Here is a 14,646-nt window from a genome sequence, read left to right as displayed (position 1 = left end):
TGTTGTTATTAATCCTTGCAACACGCGATTTAACAAGTTGTGATCCGGGTGGTTCGGGGTGGCACCTCCGTTGCTGTTCGTTAGCTGCGGAGGTTCTAATGCAGGTCAGAAAATTTTTCACCGCGCTTCAGGGGACGGCCATTGTCGGAATGCTGATTCTGACGGCTGCCTGCTCCGGAGGTGGTGGCAGCAATGGTTCAGGAAATGCAGGCGCGACTGCCCCGGCGGATGCCGTGACTGTCGCCCTGGTCGGTGTCCCAGCCGATATCACTGCCAGCGACACCGTGCCCGTCACGGCCCAGGTCAAGGGCGCCACCAACATGGCCGTGACCTGGACGGTAGACGGCATCCCGAACGGCAGCAGCGATGTGGGTACGATCGCCGGCAGTGGAAACACCGTCACTTACACGGCCCCCACGACCGAAGGCAACTACGTGCTGGCCGCCACCAGCGTCATGGACACCACCAAGTCTGCCAAGACCCAGGTGCATGTCCGCAAAGCCACCAATACCGCCACCGTGACGCTGAGCCCTGCCGGCGCGACCATCAGCACCGGTGCCACCCAGGCCTACTACGCCGCGGTGTCTGGCTCCGAAAGCCAGACGATCACCTGGTTCGTGGATAACGTCTCCAACGGCAATGCCACGGTTGGCGCCCTCACGCCCAACGGTGACGGGGCCCACATGCTCTACACGGCCCCGGCAACCGGCGGCACGCACACGATCAAGGCTGTGGCCACCAACACATCCAACGCCAGCGTAAGCGGATCCACCACCGTCACGGTGCAGGGAACCCTCACGCCTTCCGCGCCGCCCTCCATCACGACCCAGCCCCTGAGCATTGCCGTGAACGCGGGCCAAACGGCCACCTTCAGCGTGGTCGCCACCGGCACCGCCACTCTGAGCTATCAGTGGAGCAAGAATGGGACCGCGATCAGCGGCGCCACCTCCGCCAGCTACACCACGCCGGCCACCAGCACGGCGGACAGCGGCGCAGCGTTCACCGTGGTGGTGACCAACGCCTCTGGCAGCGTGACCTCCAGCGCGGCGACGCTCACGGTGAACGCCGTGAATGGTGTCCAGACGGGGTGGGCCGGGTTCGGCTACGCCACCACCGGTGGCGCTGGGCAGCAGGTGGTCCACGTCACCAACCTCAACGACTCGGGGCCTGGAAGCTTCCGCGCCGCGGCAGGTTCAAACCGGACCATCGTGTTCGACGTGGCGGGGACGCTTCCCGTATCGAGTCCCATCAACTTCAATTCCTGCTCCAATGTCACTGTTGACGGGACTTCAGCCCCAGCTCCGGGCATCACCTTCACCGGTTACCAGATGGTGTTCTCCAGCTGCAACAATATTATTGTCAAGGGGATACGGAATCGCTGCGGAATCGCCGGAAGCAATGGTGAGGGCATCCAATTCCAGCCAAACAACTACAACGTGGTGATCGATCACTGCTCCTTCTCGAACTACGGCGATGAAGGGATCGACATCTGGCACGGGAACCATGACTTCACGATCCAGAACTGCATCATCGGAGCGGGGATGCCCGGGAGTCCCAACTATCCCTGCCTGATCGGTGGTGGGAATTACAACATCACCTTCTACCACAACCTGATTTCGAACGGCTACTACCGCATCCCTGCCATCGGTTGGGACGACGCCAATGGAACCGCCGCTCCTGGGGTCTGCGCGGAAGTCATCAACAACGTCGGATGGAAGTACTCATCCAACTACGGCATTGAAATCTACTGGGGCGCGAAGGCCAATGTGCTCGGGAACTACATGTATAACGCGGTCAATCCGGGCAATACGGCCGCCGTTCACGTCGACACGAGCAGTGGCGCTCCGGCCCAGTGCTACTCGAGCGGAAACTTCTCAAAGGATGGGTCCAGCATCGGCAACAACATGTCCTCTCCTTTCCCCGTTCCCACCGCGGCCCGGATCACGGCGACCAGCGCCCTGGATGGAGCCAACTACGTGAAGGCGAACGCCGGATGTCGCGTGGGTGGGCTTGATGCCTATGATCAGGCCCTCATCAACGACTTGAGTTTCTAGGCAAGTCGGGAGCCAGCCTCCTTGGTCATCGCGGTGCAGTTGTTCCGCCAGATGACCAAGGAGTTGCTGCGTACGGAAAGACGTTCCAGTGTTGCGGATCGCGGCGGGCGCAGATGCGGCGGCCTTCCATTTGCCGCACCGCAGGGAGCAGCAGGGCCCCAGGTCCGCCCTGGGCACGGTCAGGGCGGCTGTCCGTTCCCCGACAAGGTGTTGCGAGAGACGCCCTCCACGGACGAGTCGGAAGAGTTGATCCCCCGGCCCAGGTTGCCCGTCACGGTGTTTCCGCTGATGGTGTTCCCCTTGCAAAGGTACTGGAGGATGCCGTCCCCGGCATTGCCCGTGATGGCGTTCCCGGTCACGGTGCAGCGGTCCGCCCCATTCCGCAGGAGGATGCCAAGGCCGTTCTTCACCACCCGATTGTTGGTGATCCGCACTTCGGCACAATTGGAGACCTCGATGCCGGCGCGTGGCGAGGGGCTGAGCGTGTGCGCCCCATTGCCCGTGCTGGTACTGCCATCCACCACGACGTGAGAGATCCAGGCCCGGCCCGTGTGCGCCTGGGGCACGCCGATCTCGAGTCCGTACCCGGCGTTGTCCGCGAACGTGCAACCCGTGATGAGGACGTCGTCCACCGTGTCGCCGGCGTTGGGCTCGATGTCCAGGCCGTCCTCCGGAAGGGTGCCGGCGGTGTTCTTGAAGGTGGAGTCCCGGACCACGATGCCCTTCCCACTGGTGATCGACATCCCCTGGCGCCGGTTGTGGTCCGCGATCACGCCGCAGAAAGTCACCTCACGGCTGGAGGACACATAAAAACCGTCTCCCCAGCACTCCTTGGCAGTGACTCCCGCCACCACCACCTGCCGGGCCTGCGCGAGGGACAGCCCGTGGCCCCACTCACCCCCCTGGCCGGTGTGGCCCGCCCGTTCTCCCAGGAGCGTGCCGCCGGTGATGGTCACCCGTTCCGCCCTGGAGACCAGGAGGATGGCGGAATGCGCCGAACCATTCGGGATGGCCTTCAGCACGGCCCCGGGCGCAAGGGCCAGCGTCATGTCGCTCCTCAGGCGCACCGACACCAGCGCGTTGACAAGGTAGGTCCCCTTCGGGATGCTCACGGTCCCACCCGTGCCGGCCACCACGTCCACGGCCCGTTGGATGGCCTGGGTATCGTCGGTGATCCCGTCGCCCCGGGCCCCTCCCCGACCACCCCGGACGTTGATGACCTGGGCGGATCTCGGGGGGGGCGCACACCCTTGGCCAGGGGGGCCTGCGGTTCGTCGACTGGGTTCGCCCGCAGTGGCGCTGCTGGCACCTAGAAGCCCAGCCAGCAGGACTCGGAGCAGGAGAGAAGGAACGTTCATCGCATGCACGGCGGCGACCTGTGGCGTGTCTGTGCGCATGGTAGCTCCGCCCCGGGAACCCATCAAGTCTGGTTCCTGGTCTAGATTGCCTTATTTATCTATGCACGGAGCCAGAATAATCCGATACTTAAACCGCATTCTATGGGGATTTTATGAGGGATGTATTCCTGCCCTTCAGCCCGCCTGCCATCGGGAACGAAGAGCGCGACGAGGTGATGGACACGCTGAGGTCCGACTGGATCACCACGGGTCCGAAGACCAAGGCGTTCGAGAGCAAGCTGAAGGGCTACTTCGGCGCGCCGGCCGTGGTGGGCCTCAATTCCTGCACGGCGGGCCTCCATGTGGGCCTGCTGGCCCTGGGTGTCGGGCCCGGGGACGAGGTGCTCGTCCCCTCCATGACCTTCTGCGCCACGGCGAACGTGGTCGAACACGTCGGGGCGAAGCCGATCCTCGTGGACGTGTCTCCGGACACCCTCAACCTGGACCCGGAGGCTGCGGCCCGGGCCGTCACGCCCCGGACGAAGGCCATCCTCCCGGTCCATTACGCCGGGCACCCAGCGGATCTGGACGCCATCTTCGCGCTGGCCGACCGCCATGGCCTCCAGGTCTTGGAGGACGCCGCCCACGCCATCTCCGCCCGCTACCGGGGCCGCCTGGTGGGCTCCCGGTCGAATCTCGCGGCCTTCAGCTTCTACGCCACCAAGAACATCACCACCTCGGAGGGCGGCTGCCTGACGGGGGACGTGGTGCTGGTCGAGAAGGCACGCGTCTACGGCCATCACGGGATGAACCGCGACGCGTGGAAGCGCTTCGACCGGAGCGGCTCCTGGTACTACGAGGTTGTCCTTCCGGGGTTCAAGTACAACATGACGGATATCCAGGCGGCGCTCGGCCTCCATCAGCTGGACCGGCTGCAGGGGTTCCAGCGGCGGCGGCGGGAGGTGGTGGCCGCCTACGGGGATCGGCTTGGGCGGCTCGCCTGCCTGGAGCTCCCCGTCGAGCGCCCGGAGGTGGAGTCGAGCTGGCACCTCTACGTGCTCCGCCTGCGGCCGGATCAGCTCAGGATCGACCGGAACGCCCTCATCGAAGGCCTCAAGGCACGCAACATCGGGACCTCGGTGCACTACCTCCCGGTGCACATGCACCCGTACTACCGGGAGAAGTACGGCTACCGGGCCGAGGATTGCCCCGTGGCCGCGGACGCCTTCAGCCGGATGCTGAGCCTCCCCCTGCATCCAGGGATGACTGATCAGGATGTCTCAGACGTCTGCGAGGCCCTGGAGGACCTCCTCGGTTCGAACCAGGCCTAGGGCCTGTCTTCAAAGTGGGGTGTGGCCGCGCGAGGGGCGCCGCCCAAGCGAGACAAGGAAAGCGACGATGGCAATAGCGGCACTATTGACGAGGAGCTTGACGCAGTATCGCGCCGGGCGCCGCCCCTCGCCGGTTCCGCCCTCTGCCCGGCGGAACGCCGGGCAGGAGCAGGCCCCGCCTGGGGCCTGCGATAGGGAGAGGGGGACGGGCCCAGCCGCGCGCCCAGGTGCGTTGGTGGCCTTGAACGATGTCCCGCATCGCCCTGCGGCCGCCGCCTTCCTGGATCACGCGGCTGGACCCATCGCGGCTCGCATCCACTTTGAAGACAGGCCCTGACCATGACACGGCTTTTCGACTTCCTGGGCGCGATCCTCGGGCTGATCCTCCTCTCTCCCGGACTGCTCCTCCTCGCAGCCCTCATCAGGCTCGTGGATGGCCCCCCGGTCTTCTACCGGCAGGTGCGGGTGGGGCGGAAGGGGCGTCTGTTCCGGATCTGGAAATTTCGCACGATGGTCGTCGGCGCGGATCGCATCGGGCGCCCCCTCACCGTGAGCGGAGACCCCCGGGTGACGCGGACGGGCGCGTGGCTGCGGCGCTGGAAACTCGACGAGCTCCCGCAGCTGATCAACGTGGTCACCGGTGAGATGGGCTTCGTGGGCCCCCGGCCCGAAGTCCCGCGGTTCGTCGCGCTCTACACCGAAGCCCAGCGGCGGGTGCTGGACCTCCGGCCAGGCATCACCGACCTGGCCTCGATCGCCTACCGGAACGAAAGCGATCTGCTGGAGGGCCACGAGGATCCGGAAGCCCACTACATCGGGACGATCCTTCCCGACAAGATCCGGATCAACCTCGACTATGCCGCGAAGGCGGGCGTCTGGCGAAACCTCAAGGTGATCCTGGCCACCCTCGGCCTCCTCGCCCCCAAGCGGGTCTGACTTCGGTTCGCATCCAACCGGATTGATGCGCCCCGGATCGTCCCCTCAGGTCATGGGCCAATGCGGGATCGCCGTTCCCCGCTCCCTGGCTTCCATCAGGGCGGACAGGTGCATGACTCCGATGGGGATCGGCGCCTGCCTGGCATACCCCGACGGAGTTCGGCGGAACAGCGTGGTGGTGTAGACATCGTTCAACACGAAGGTCATGGAGATCTCTCCGATGACCCAGCCCTTCGGCCCCCGCATGAAGTCGTAGGCCATGGAGGTGAAACCATGCCGGTTGCTGATCTCCAGGGCGAGATCGCAGGCCTCCGCGGGCAGGTCCTCAGGCTCGACCATCTCCCACAAGCCGCTTCCGCTGGCCCGGAAATCATCGGGCCGGTTCCTCCGGACGAAGACCGACAGGAGATCGCTGCCCAGGGTCGTGATGCGCCAGTCCGAATCGGCCTTGATGAATTCCTGGGCGTAGATGTACCTGGGACAGGCGTCCTGGTACCGGAGCTTCCTCGCCAGCAGGAGGTCCCCTTTCTCCAGGCGCGGCATGTAATGGTACTTCGCCATCGCCTTTTCCATGAGGCTCTGGGGCCGGAAGATGCCCTTCAGCAGCGCCTGGGCCTCCGCACGATTCCGCAGGCAGACCACACCGCTCGCCGAGGCGCCCATGTGCGTCTTGGTGATCAACGGGTAGATCGCCTCCTCCAAAAACCTTCGTGCTTCCTCCTCGTTGAAGCTGATGAAGGTCTCCGGTACCGGATGGCCGTGGGCCTTCAGGAACAACGTCTCCCGGATCTTGTCGTCGTAGAGCCAGAGCATGAGGGAATTGGGGAAACAGGGGATTCCCATCGCCTCGATGAGTGGGATCTTGGTCCGGATCTCCGCCATTTCGCTCGGGTCGGCCATGGTCGGGCGCCATACGAAGAGATCCACGCCTTTCACCGCCTCCATCCAGGCATGGCCATCCACCGGCACGTCGCGCGCCTCCAGGCCTAGCGCAGCGCAGGCTTTTTCGAACTCCCCTCGCCAATTCGCGGGAGTCCGGCGCATCCGACCACTCAATCCGACGATCATGGCTCGCCCTCCATGGCAGGGGATTCCTGGCGTGAGGCCTGGAGCATCCGGTGAGCGCCATGGGCACCCGACACCAGCCCCACGATGAAGTAGAAATGCCAATGAAAGACGATGTTCGCGGTGGTGCAGGCCGTGATGACGCAGGGAAGGGCCAGGGCGAAGGGCAGGCCCCCCTCCATCGCACGGACACGCCAGGCCTGGCTGAGGAGCAGGCCGCACATGATCAGGAACGGAATGAGGCCGAAGAGTCCCATTTCCACCGCGAACATGGCCATCTGATTGTGGGCCACGATGCCGACGTCGGAGTCCCCGGTCCTGGACCGATGCCCAAGTTCCACACGGTAATTCTCGGGACCCAAGCCATACAGCGGGGAGCGGAGGAACTGCTCGATGAGCACCGGCGCCATCCGGGCTCGGTCCTCGCCGCTGATGTCGGCGCTCACCACGCGTTCAGACCGCTTCTCGATGATCGATTTGGCCAGGCCTCCGCCCACGACCAGGCCCATGAAGATCATCGACACCAGAACCGCGGGCAGGGACCATCGCGCACGCCGCGTCTCGATGGCCACTACCGTCACGACTCCGATGGCGGCGAAGAGGGCCGCCGTGCGCGAACCTGTCAGGAGAAGGCCCAGGACCACGATGATTCCCGCCCCGAGGAACAGCAGCCGCGTCGCCCATCCGTAGCCCGTGCGGGGTTGGATCACCCGGGCGATGGCGATGACGAAGGCCGTTGCGTAGATGACGCCAAGCACGTTCGCGTTCTGCTCGAAGGCTGAGATGCGCTGCTCCCCGAGCGCTTCGACGATCGGGGCCGCGGTCCCGATGCCCATCAGATGGAGGATTCCCGCCAGGGCACAACCCAGAACGAAGACGTCGCAGGCCCGCTTCCTCAGCCGGTCATCCCTCATGACGGCTGCCAGGATCCAGGCCCAGAGCAGGGGCCGAATCATGTTGCGGGTCGAATCGGTCATCTGCGCCGGGAGGGTCGAAAGCAGTGAACCGTAGACGTACCGGGTGCCGAACAGGACCCCCAACCAGGCGAGCACGGGTGAAAACCCCCGCCTGAGGACCCTCGGCGAGAGCAGGAGACAGACCCAGAAGAACAGCTGGGTCACGCTCATCATCGAATACTGACGGCTCGTCATCGGAACGAATACGTTCGTGAAGGGAACGAGGGCGATGGTAACCATCGTCCCCCAGGTCACGAAGGCCCAGGTCCCGCGCAATTCATAGTTCTGCTCCCCCCCATCCTGGAGCAGCTCTGTGGCCCAGGATCGGGCTGGGCCCGGTTCTGGGAACCCGGTCGCGCGGCGTTCCGTCATCCTCGGCCCTCCTCCGGCGGAATCGTCCGATCAATCAGGTGATCGAGGGAGGTCCGAAGGGCGCTCCGGTGGCTTTCGCAGCTGACCAGGTTGTAGATCCTGAGCAGATCAGCCTGGGTCAAGTGGCGGAACAGCCAACCGCGACGGTTCAATCGCTGGAGCCATCTTCCAAACCCGAATAGCCGCGTCAGGAACCCAGCGCGCCGCTGGTCACAGAAGGCGTTCCACACCTGGCTGTACCGTTCCGGGTCCCCCAGCACGTCTGATTGGATCCGCAACGTCTCAAGGAGGGCCTGGGCCTCCCGTTCGGAGGGCCGCCGGATGCCACCCCCACCGGCAACCTGCTCGATCGGATGCAGTGACACCTGCGCGGGTTGTCCCTCGTGGAAGGTGATGACCAACCCCAGCCCCTGGCCGCCCAGCGGACCATGATCGGCGTAATCGAAGATGAAGTTTCCCTGGCCATAGAGGATCGTTCCGCCTTGATGGACCTCCATGGAGCCGACACAGTGGGAGTGCTGGCAGACCACGACATCGGCCCCCTGCTCCACCATGAACCGGCAGGCCTCCCTCAACCAGGGCGCCGGGTACGGGAAGCCTTCGTTTCCCCCATGCAGGAGGACCACCAGCCGATCGAATTGATGCCGATGCTCGGCCAGGGTGCGGACCACCCAGATCGGGTCCGCCGGGTTCGCCCCCGGACGCGAGCTCGTCGCCAGGCAGCGTTCATCCTCCGCCACGGCCAGGAAGGCGATGCGGAGACCCTTCCGCGTGACGATGAGGGGCTTGCGGGCCTCCGACAAGGTCATGCCGGCTCCGAAGATGTCGAGATCCGCCGAAGCACAGGCGGTCAGGGTGTCCTTCAGGCCGGCCGCCCCGAAATCCATGATGTGGTTGTTGGCGAGTCCTACGGCGCCGAACCCGCTCCGACGCAGGGTCTCCGCCGACTCGGGAAGCGCGCGGAGGTTGGGTCCGGATTTCGGCACCGGCCGACGGCCCCCCTCGGCGAGCGGACACTCCAGGTTCGCCACCGCGAAGTCGCATCCGCGGATGAGGTCGAGTACATCCCCGAAGATGAGCTCGGATTCGCCCCTGCCAAAGGGACCGGACATGCGCCCGATCGGGCAGATGTCACCGCCGACGAAGATCCGTACGCCCCCTTCAGCCATGGCTCGCGACTCCTTTGCACCGCTTGTCCAGCAGCCACCAGACGGACACCGAGACACAGGTGAAGGCCACCAGGGAGACCCCCAGGGAGGAGGCTGCGATCCCCGGAGCACCCATCCGCTGCATGAAGACCCAGTCGAGGACCGCGTTCAGGATCGCCTGCAGGACCGCGATCGCGGCCAGGATCTGGTTGGCGCGCATGGCATTGAGGGCCCGCACCAGCAAGGTCGCGGTGATCGGGATCGGCAGGCGCAGCAGGTAGAACAACTGGATACGGGACACGAGTCCGGTATCTTGGGCCGAGAACCTGCCCCGCTCGTACAGGATGGTCGTGATCAGGGTGGACCCGGCCGCGAGCAGGCAGGCCCCGAGGATGCTCAGGGCCCCCACGATGAGCAGGTACTTCCAGAGGGTCCGCCGGAATTCCAGCCAGTTTTCCTCGCTCGCGAACTGCGAGAACCGCGGAAGCACCGCGGTTCCCAGGGCCGCCATGCCCAGGCCGGCGAAGGCCGTGGGGATCTTCATCCCATAGCTCAGTGCGCTGTTGCTCCCGGGGCCGAGCATCGAAGCCATGCCCTGGTCCACCAGCGACATGGAGGTGATCAAGAAGGCCCCGCTGATGGTGGCCCCATACTGCGCGAGGACAGTCCTGACATGCCCTGTCATCCCATGCCAGTGGGGTAGGAGGGAGTGCCCTCTCCGAAACAGGCTGGCGCCGACCACTCCCGCCTCCAAGGCGGCTCCGAGAAGGGTTCCGGCCACCAGGGCGCCAATGCCCCAGGCCTTGTAGGCCACCGCCAGGGCGACCAGGATCGCGAGCGGATTCAGCGCCGGAGCCATGGCCACGACGCCGAACTTCTCGTGCGCATTGAGGATCGCCCCCCAAGTCGTGGACAACCCCGTTGCCACCACCATGGGCATGGACCAGTAGACCAGCTGCTGAGCCAGGGCCAGCTTCTCGGGGGAGTACCCCGAGGCGATGACGGGCAGCCACCGGGGGGAGGTCAGGGCCACCCCCAGGGAGAGCACTGTCAGCAGCGCGAGATTGAGCAGCAGCACCGTGGCATAGAGACGCCCGGCCGAGGCGGACCCCTCCTTGGTCCGGACCTCGATGTAGGTGGGGATCAGGGCGGCATTGAGGGAATTGGAGATGAGGCTGACGGCCACCGAGGGCGCCAGGGTGGCGATCACGAAGGCGTCGAGGGCGTTAGACGTTCCGAAGGCGGCCGCGACCACCGATTCCTTCACGACGGACACCACCTTGACGCCCACCGCGAAGAACCCGACGGTCAGCACCGCCCGCAACACACCCCGGTTGGCCGCGATCAAGGGGAGGCGGGCCCAGACTCGTCGCAATGCGACCACCACCATGTAGGAATCCACCTCTAGATTGGGCGTCTCAGGGATCTCAGGTTCTGATTCGGCAGGGTGACGAACCCCGTCGAATGCTCAGCCAGCTGACCAGTTCCACTGGTTTTCGTCATGGTTCCATGTTCTCGTTTCCTGTCAAGGCATCCGCGTGTTAATAACATTTTACAATTCGATTATTTACATGTTTTTCCCCAAAAACGTTTCCCATCTGGCCCGAAGGTTCATCGAGAGGCCTCTCTCATCGCCTTGGCATCCGATTCGAGCAGGCGCACCAGGCGGCTGGCGAGCCCCGTGCGAAGCGCGAGGAACCCCCACGACGGAAGCTCAGGCCCCATCCGCGCTTTGACGGCCCGGATCCAGGAGGTAGGGATGACCCGCTTGAAGGCAGCCCTCACCGTCCGGCTGGAGGTCGGCGTAAAGGCAGTCTCCGAAAGATGGCCCAGGAGGCGGGCCCTCCAGAAAGCTGGCAGGAGGCCTTCGACGGTCCCGCTTTCGAGTTCCTCACGGAGCCAGCGCAGGTAGGGTTCCGAATGGATGAAGTCGCTGCGGTCGTCGTCGGCACCCATGGTCGCATAGGGCACCGGCGGGCCTGCGGCCTTCGCGATCTGGCTGAATGCCGCCTTGCTGGTGCGCAGGTCGTCGGGCATCTGGCGGACGAAGGAGAGCACCTCGCGAGACAGGAGCGGGCTCGCGATCTCCACGAAGGGCGCCTTCACGTCATTCAATGCGGCGAGGCCAACGGGAATCCGGTGGCCATGGTAGAGGCGGTCCCGGTAGGCGGGGATGGACTCGCCGGCCCGGTGTTCCAGCGGCTCCGGGAGGCGCTGCGCGCCATCCGCGAGTTCCTCGGCCTCGGCTTCCGTCAGGAAATCCCTCAGCATGGTCAGGCCCACGGAGGTTCTCGCGTGCTGCACAGTCCTCACAGGGATCCAGCCGAAGCCCTCATCACCCCGGATCACCCCTGAGATTCCGCTCGCCGCGAAGGAAGCCCACATGCGCAGGCCATCCAGGTAGGGAAAGAGCTGGTCGGTGGCACCCCCGCTGGCGGCCAGGAACTGATCCACGACCGCCGCAGGCGGATCCTCCGATCGCTCCGAGAGCAGGTAGTCGTGGGCGAGGCCATAGTGCGAGGCGATCCTCCGGGCGATGAAGGCATCGTTGCCTGGCTGGTGGAGGGAGGACGCAAGTCCCCAGGTCATGGTGGGAGGCCGAACCCCGGCTTCCACCAGGACCCCTAGGATGAACCGGCTGTCATACCCTCCCGACAGGGGCAGGGCCCAGCGCGCGGAGGTGAAGTCGAATCGCTGGATGGCCGCCCGCATGATCCCCAGCAGCTCCTCCCGGCAGGCCGCGGCGTTCATCGGCCTGGGGCTGAACTCGATTGGGGTGGTGCGAAGGTCCAGGGTCCACCGCTGGCGGTCCAGCACCAGGCGGGCGTTCTGGGGCAGGCGGTGAATGCGCCGGTCCCAGCCGTCCGAAGGGCCGAGCGTGCTCGACGACAGGAACCACGCGAAGGCCACCCGGTTGAACTCCAGGCCTTCCATGAGAGCGACCAGCGCACGCTGGGACGTCGAGGCGAGAAAGCGGGTCTCCGTGAGGACGTACCAGAGCGTCCTGGATCCCGCGAAATCGCTGCACAGCTCCACCCGCCCGCCATCGGATCGGACCAGAGCGAAGGTTCCATCCGGCACCGGGGACCCGGGCTCGTGCCAAGCCGGCCACGAACCCGCGAAGGCTCCCAGATGAGCCGAGGTTTCCCTCGCCGTGGCCGCCCCCACCGGGCCCGTGAGGCACAGTCCCTCCAGGGTCCCCATCGCCACCTGATGGGGGTGGCCGGCCACGTTGGAGGGCGTGATCCGGTCCGCCACACGCCTCAGGTCACCCTCGCTGAGCGCGCCCTGGGGGCCACGCCAACAGGCAAAGATCACATTGGACATGCGATACCTCCCGCGGCGACCTTCCGGCCTCTGGCCTGCTGGATGGCGCTCTCCCACAGGGCCAGGACCCGCTCGCCCGAAAACCGCTGCACCACCTCGCCGGCTCGTGCCGAGAGGCGTGCCCGGCCCGCGGGGTCCGACATCAGGGCGACCAGGGCCTCGGCCAGGGCCGAGGGATCCTCGGGCGGCACCAGGCGCCCATTCACGCCGTCCAGAATGATCTCCCGCGCAGCGCCCCCGAAATCCGTGCACACCACAGGAAGGCCGCAGGCCATCGCCTCCGCCAGGGCATTCGGGAACCCTTCGGCGCGGGAGGGCATGACAAACAGGTCCGCCCCGCGCAGGACCGCGTAGGGATCCTCGGTCAGGCCCGGAAGGCGGATGCACCCGGACAGGCCCAGGCTCAGGACCTGGGCCTCCAGCGCCTTTCGTTCAGGCCCCTCGCCCCAGATCTCCAGCGTCCACCCAGGCGCCCGCTCCCGGATCAGGGCGAAAGCCCGCAGGAGGAGATCGAACCCCTTGACGGGGAACAACCTTCCGATGGCCACAAGGCGGTGGGGTGACGCGTTCCCGGGATCTCCCCCCTGAATGGGTGGTGGCGGGGGCACCGGGTTGGGAATGACCACTCCTTTTCGGCGGACCCCGGCGGGAAACCACTCCAGCACGGCTTGCGACTGGAAGACGACGGTGTCGGCTCGGGGGTAGGCCAGATCGCGCAGGAGACCCCAGCGCCATCCGAGCGATCGCCTGGAGGGATCGGTGCGCTCCGAGATGATGACGGGGATGCCCAGGCCTCGAGACGCCAGGACCGCCAGGATGTTGGCCTTGTCGATGAAGGCGATCAGCACGTCGGGCTGTTCCTCGCGGATCGCCTTGCGAATGCTGCGGAGCCGGCGGAGGTTGTTGACGAGCCCGGAGAGCAGGTTGTGGCTTTCTCCCAGGAGGTTCAGGGGCCGCACCTCGATGGCGCGGCCCAGGTGGTAGAAAGGCGCCTTCCCCTCATCCTCCATGGTCAGGACCACGACCCGCCTTCCCCCCGCCGACCAGTCATTCGCGAGAAAGGAGAGCACCCGCTCCGCACCGGCGGCTCGAAGGCCCCAGATGAAAAAGCAGATCTTCATGGGTTCCTTACCTCGCGCGGGGGGTGATGGGGGAGTGCCAGGGATAGACACGATCATGAAACGACATTCTATCGATTTTTGACATCTGAATGTATTGTAGATGAAGTCTTGTTGGAGAATCCTGTTCTATGGACATCGGCAGCCTTCCCAACCGATTGCCGCTTCCGTCTTGGCCATCGAATCCGTGGTGAAGGAGACGATCCGCATGACCGATAGCCGCTACTTGGTGCGTTTCGACGACATCTGTCCGACCATGAACTGGGCCATGTGGGAGGCCATCGAGGCTCGTCTGGTGCAGTTCGGGGTGAAGCCCATCCTGGCGGTGGTGCCCGATAACCGCGATCGCAAACTGATGGTCGACCCCCCCCGGGCGGACTTCTGGGCCCGTGTCCGCCGCTGGCAAGCCATGGGCTACACCATCGCGATCCACGGGTACCAGCACGTCTACGTGAACAGGAACCCTGGGATGTTGAAGCTGACCCCTCAGAGCGAGTTTGCCGGTCTTCCGCGAGCGGAACAGGAGGCCAAGCTGAGATCCGGGCTGGCGATCTTCGATCAGCAGGGCGTCCGCGCCGAAGCCTGGGTGGCGCCTTCCCATTCCTTCGACCGCACCACCGTGGAGATCCTCGCGGACCTCGGCTTGACCCGCATCAGTGACGGCCTTTGGCCACGGCCTTTCACCGAGGCCAACGGCATCACCTGGATACCCCAGCAGCTTTGGGATTTCCAGCCCAGGTCCGCGGGCATCTGGACCGTGTGCAACCACCACAACCACTGGACCCCGCAGCGGCTGGAGATGTTTGTCGAATCCCTCCGAACCTATGCATCTCGCCTGACGGATGTCCCCTCCGTGCTCCAGGACTACGCGGGGCGGAGGCTCTCTCTGTCCGACCGTTGGCGCGGGTTTTCAGAGTTCTTCTGGACTCACCGCATCATGGGGCCTCTCTGGACCGCCCGGCGGCGCCTGCGGGAACGAAGGGCAATGGCCCAATGAGCCGG

Annotated in this window: 11 protein-coding genes; 4 read left to right on the top strand and 7 right to left on the bottom strand. The window is 65.4% G+C overall.

The window, feature by feature from the left end; genetic code table 11:
* Positions 1–98 precede the first annotated feature (98 nt).
* Entirely contained in the window at positions 99–2,054 is a 1,956-nt protein-coding gene (locus tag MLJ35_RS14790; protein WP_243384966.1) for an immunoglobulin domain-containing protein, read from the top strand.
* A 179-nt stretch (positions 2,055–2,233) separates the two neighbouring features.
* On the opposite strand, the gene MLJ35_RS14785 is transcribed toward MLJ35_RS14790, so the two are convergent.
* Positions 2,234–3,412: a right-handed parallel beta-helix repeat-containing protein gene (locus tag MLJ35_RS14785; RefSeq protein WP_243385022.1), complete on the bottom strand. Its 1,179-nt coding sequence runs from the start codon at positions 3,410–3,412 to the stop codon at positions 2,234–2,236.
* Between the two features lie 152 nt (positions 3,413–3,564).
* Here MLJ35_RS14785 and MLJ35_RS14780 point away from each other — a divergent pair, with 152 nt between their 5' ends.
* Both MLJ35_RS14780 and MLJ35_RS14775 read left to right on the top strand, forming a co-directional pair.
* Positions 3,565–4,722 (top strand): DegT/DnrJ/EryC1/StrS family aminotransferase, encoded by a 1,158-nt coding sequence (locus MLJ35_RS14780; RefSeq protein ID WP_243384965.1) that lies wholly within the window; start codon positions 3,565–3,567, stop codon positions 4,720–4,722.
* A gap of 339 nt (positions 4,723–5,061) precedes the next feature.
* Complete coding sequence (locus MLJ35_RS14775) at positions 5,062–5,658, top strand: sugar transferase (protein ID WP_243384964.1); 597 nt, start codon at positions 5,062–5,064, stop codon at positions 5,656–5,658.
* Between the two features lie 45 nt (positions 5,659–5,703).
* On the opposite strand, the gene MLJ35_RS14770 is transcribed toward MLJ35_RS14775, so the two are convergent.
* From MLJ35_RS14770 to MLJ35_RS14745, 6 genes are all read right to left on the bottom strand, one after another.
* Complete coding sequence (locus tag MLJ35_RS14770) at positions 5,704–6,702, bottom strand: ATP-grasp domain-containing protein (protein ID WP_243384963.1); 999 nt, start codon at positions 6,700–6,702, stop codon at positions 5,704–5,706.
* A 20-nt stretch (positions 6,703–6,722) separates the two neighbouring features.
* Positions 6,723–7,844: an O-antigen ligase family protein gene (locus tag MLJ35_RS14765; protein ID WP_243384962.1), complete on the bottom strand. Its 1,122-nt coding sequence runs from the start codon at positions 7,842–7,844 to the stop codon at positions 6,723–6,725.
* 203 nt (positions 7,845–8,047) lie between these two features.
* The gene (locus MLJ35_RS14760; RefSeq protein WP_275976575.1) at positions 8,048–9,220 is read right to left on the bottom strand and encodes a CapA family protein; all 1,173 of its coding nucleotides are present in this window, start codon (positions 9,218–9,220) and stop codon (positions 8,048–8,050) included.
* Entirely contained in the window at positions 9,213–10,589 is a 1,377-nt protein-coding gene (gene murJ, locus MLJ35_RS14755) for a murein biosynthesis integral membrane protein MurJ (protein ID WP_243384960.1), read from the bottom strand. The genes MLJ35_RS14760 and murJ overlap by 8 nt, the downstream gene beginning before the upstream one ends.
* 221 nt (positions 10,590–10,810) lie before the next feature.
* Positions 10,811–12,526, bottom strand: coding sequence for an asparagine synthetase B family protein (locus MLJ35_RS14750; protein ID WP_243384959.1), 1,716 nt, complete (start codon positions 12,524–12,526; stop codon positions 10,811–10,813).
* A complete protein-coding gene (locus MLJ35_RS14745) occupies positions 12,514–13,647 on the bottom strand; it encodes a glycosyltransferase family 4 protein (RefSeq protein WP_243384958.1) in 1,134 nt (377 codons plus the stop codon). The genes MLJ35_RS14750 and MLJ35_RS14745 overlap by 13 nt, the downstream gene beginning before the upstream one ends.
* 205 nt (positions 13,648–13,852) lie before the next feature.
* Between MLJ35_RS14745 and MLJ35_RS14740 the strand changes: the two genes are divergently transcribed.
* Positions 13,853–14,641: a DUF2334 domain-containing protein gene (locus MLJ35_RS14740; protein WP_243384957.1), complete on the top strand. Its 789-nt coding sequence runs from the start codon at positions 13,853–13,855 to the stop codon at positions 14,639–14,641.
* The last annotated feature ends 5 nt before the right edge of the window (positions 14,642–14,646 follow it).

Source organism: Geothrix alkalitolerans (assembly GCF_022808885.1).
Taxonomy (GTDB): Bacteria; Acidobacteriota; Holophagae; order Holophagales; family Holophagaceae; genus Geothrix; species Geothrix alkalitolerans.
This window is presented reverse-complemented; position numbering and strand designations above follow the sequence as displayed.

What these genes read in the sequence shown, in the direction of transcription:
- MLJ35_RS14775 (WP_243384964.1), top strand. Translation starts at nt 5,062, where the DNA reads ATGACACGGCTTTTCGACTTCCTGGGCGCGATCCTCGGGCTGATCCTC.
- MLJ35_RS14785 (WP_243385022.1), bottom strand. Translation starts at nt 3,412, where the DNA reads ATGAACGTTCCTTCTCTCCTGCTCCGAGTCCTGCTGGCTGGGCTTCTA.
- MLJ35_RS14750 (WP_243384959.1), bottom strand. Translation starts at nt 12,526, where the DNA reads ATGTCCAATGTGATCTTTGCCTGTTGGCGTGGCCCCCAGGGCGCGCTC.
- MLJ35_RS14745 (WP_243384958.1), bottom strand. Translation starts at nt 13,647, where the DNA reads ATGAAGATCTGCTTTTTCATCTGGGGCCTTCGAGCCGCCGGTGCGGAG.
- MLJ35_RS14780 (WP_243384965.1), top strand. Translation starts at nt 3,565, where the DNA reads ATGAGGGATGTATTCCTGCCCTTCAGCCCGCCTGCCATCGGGAACGAA.
- MLJ35_RS14790 (WP_243384966.1), top strand. Translation starts at nt 99, where the DNA reads ATGCAGGTCAGAAAATTTTTCACCGCGCTTCAGGGGACGGCCATTGTC.
- MLJ35_RS14770 (WP_243384963.1), bottom strand. Translation starts at nt 6,702, where the DNA reads ATGCGCCGGACTCCCGCGAATTGGCGAGGGGAGTTCGAAAAAGCCTGC.
- MLJ35_RS14740 (WP_243384957.1), top strand. Translation starts at nt 13,853, where the DNA reads ATGACCGATAGCCGCTACTTGGTGCGTTTCGACGACATCTGTCCGACC.
- murJ (WP_243384960.1), bottom strand. Translation starts at nt 10,589, where the DNA reads ATGGTGGTGGTCGCATTGCGACGAGTCTGGGCCCGCCTCCCCTTGATC.
- MLJ35_RS14760 (WP_275976575.1), bottom strand. Translation starts at nt 9,220, where the DNA reads ATGGCTGAAGGGGGCGTACGGATCTTCGTCGGCGGTGACATCTGCCCG.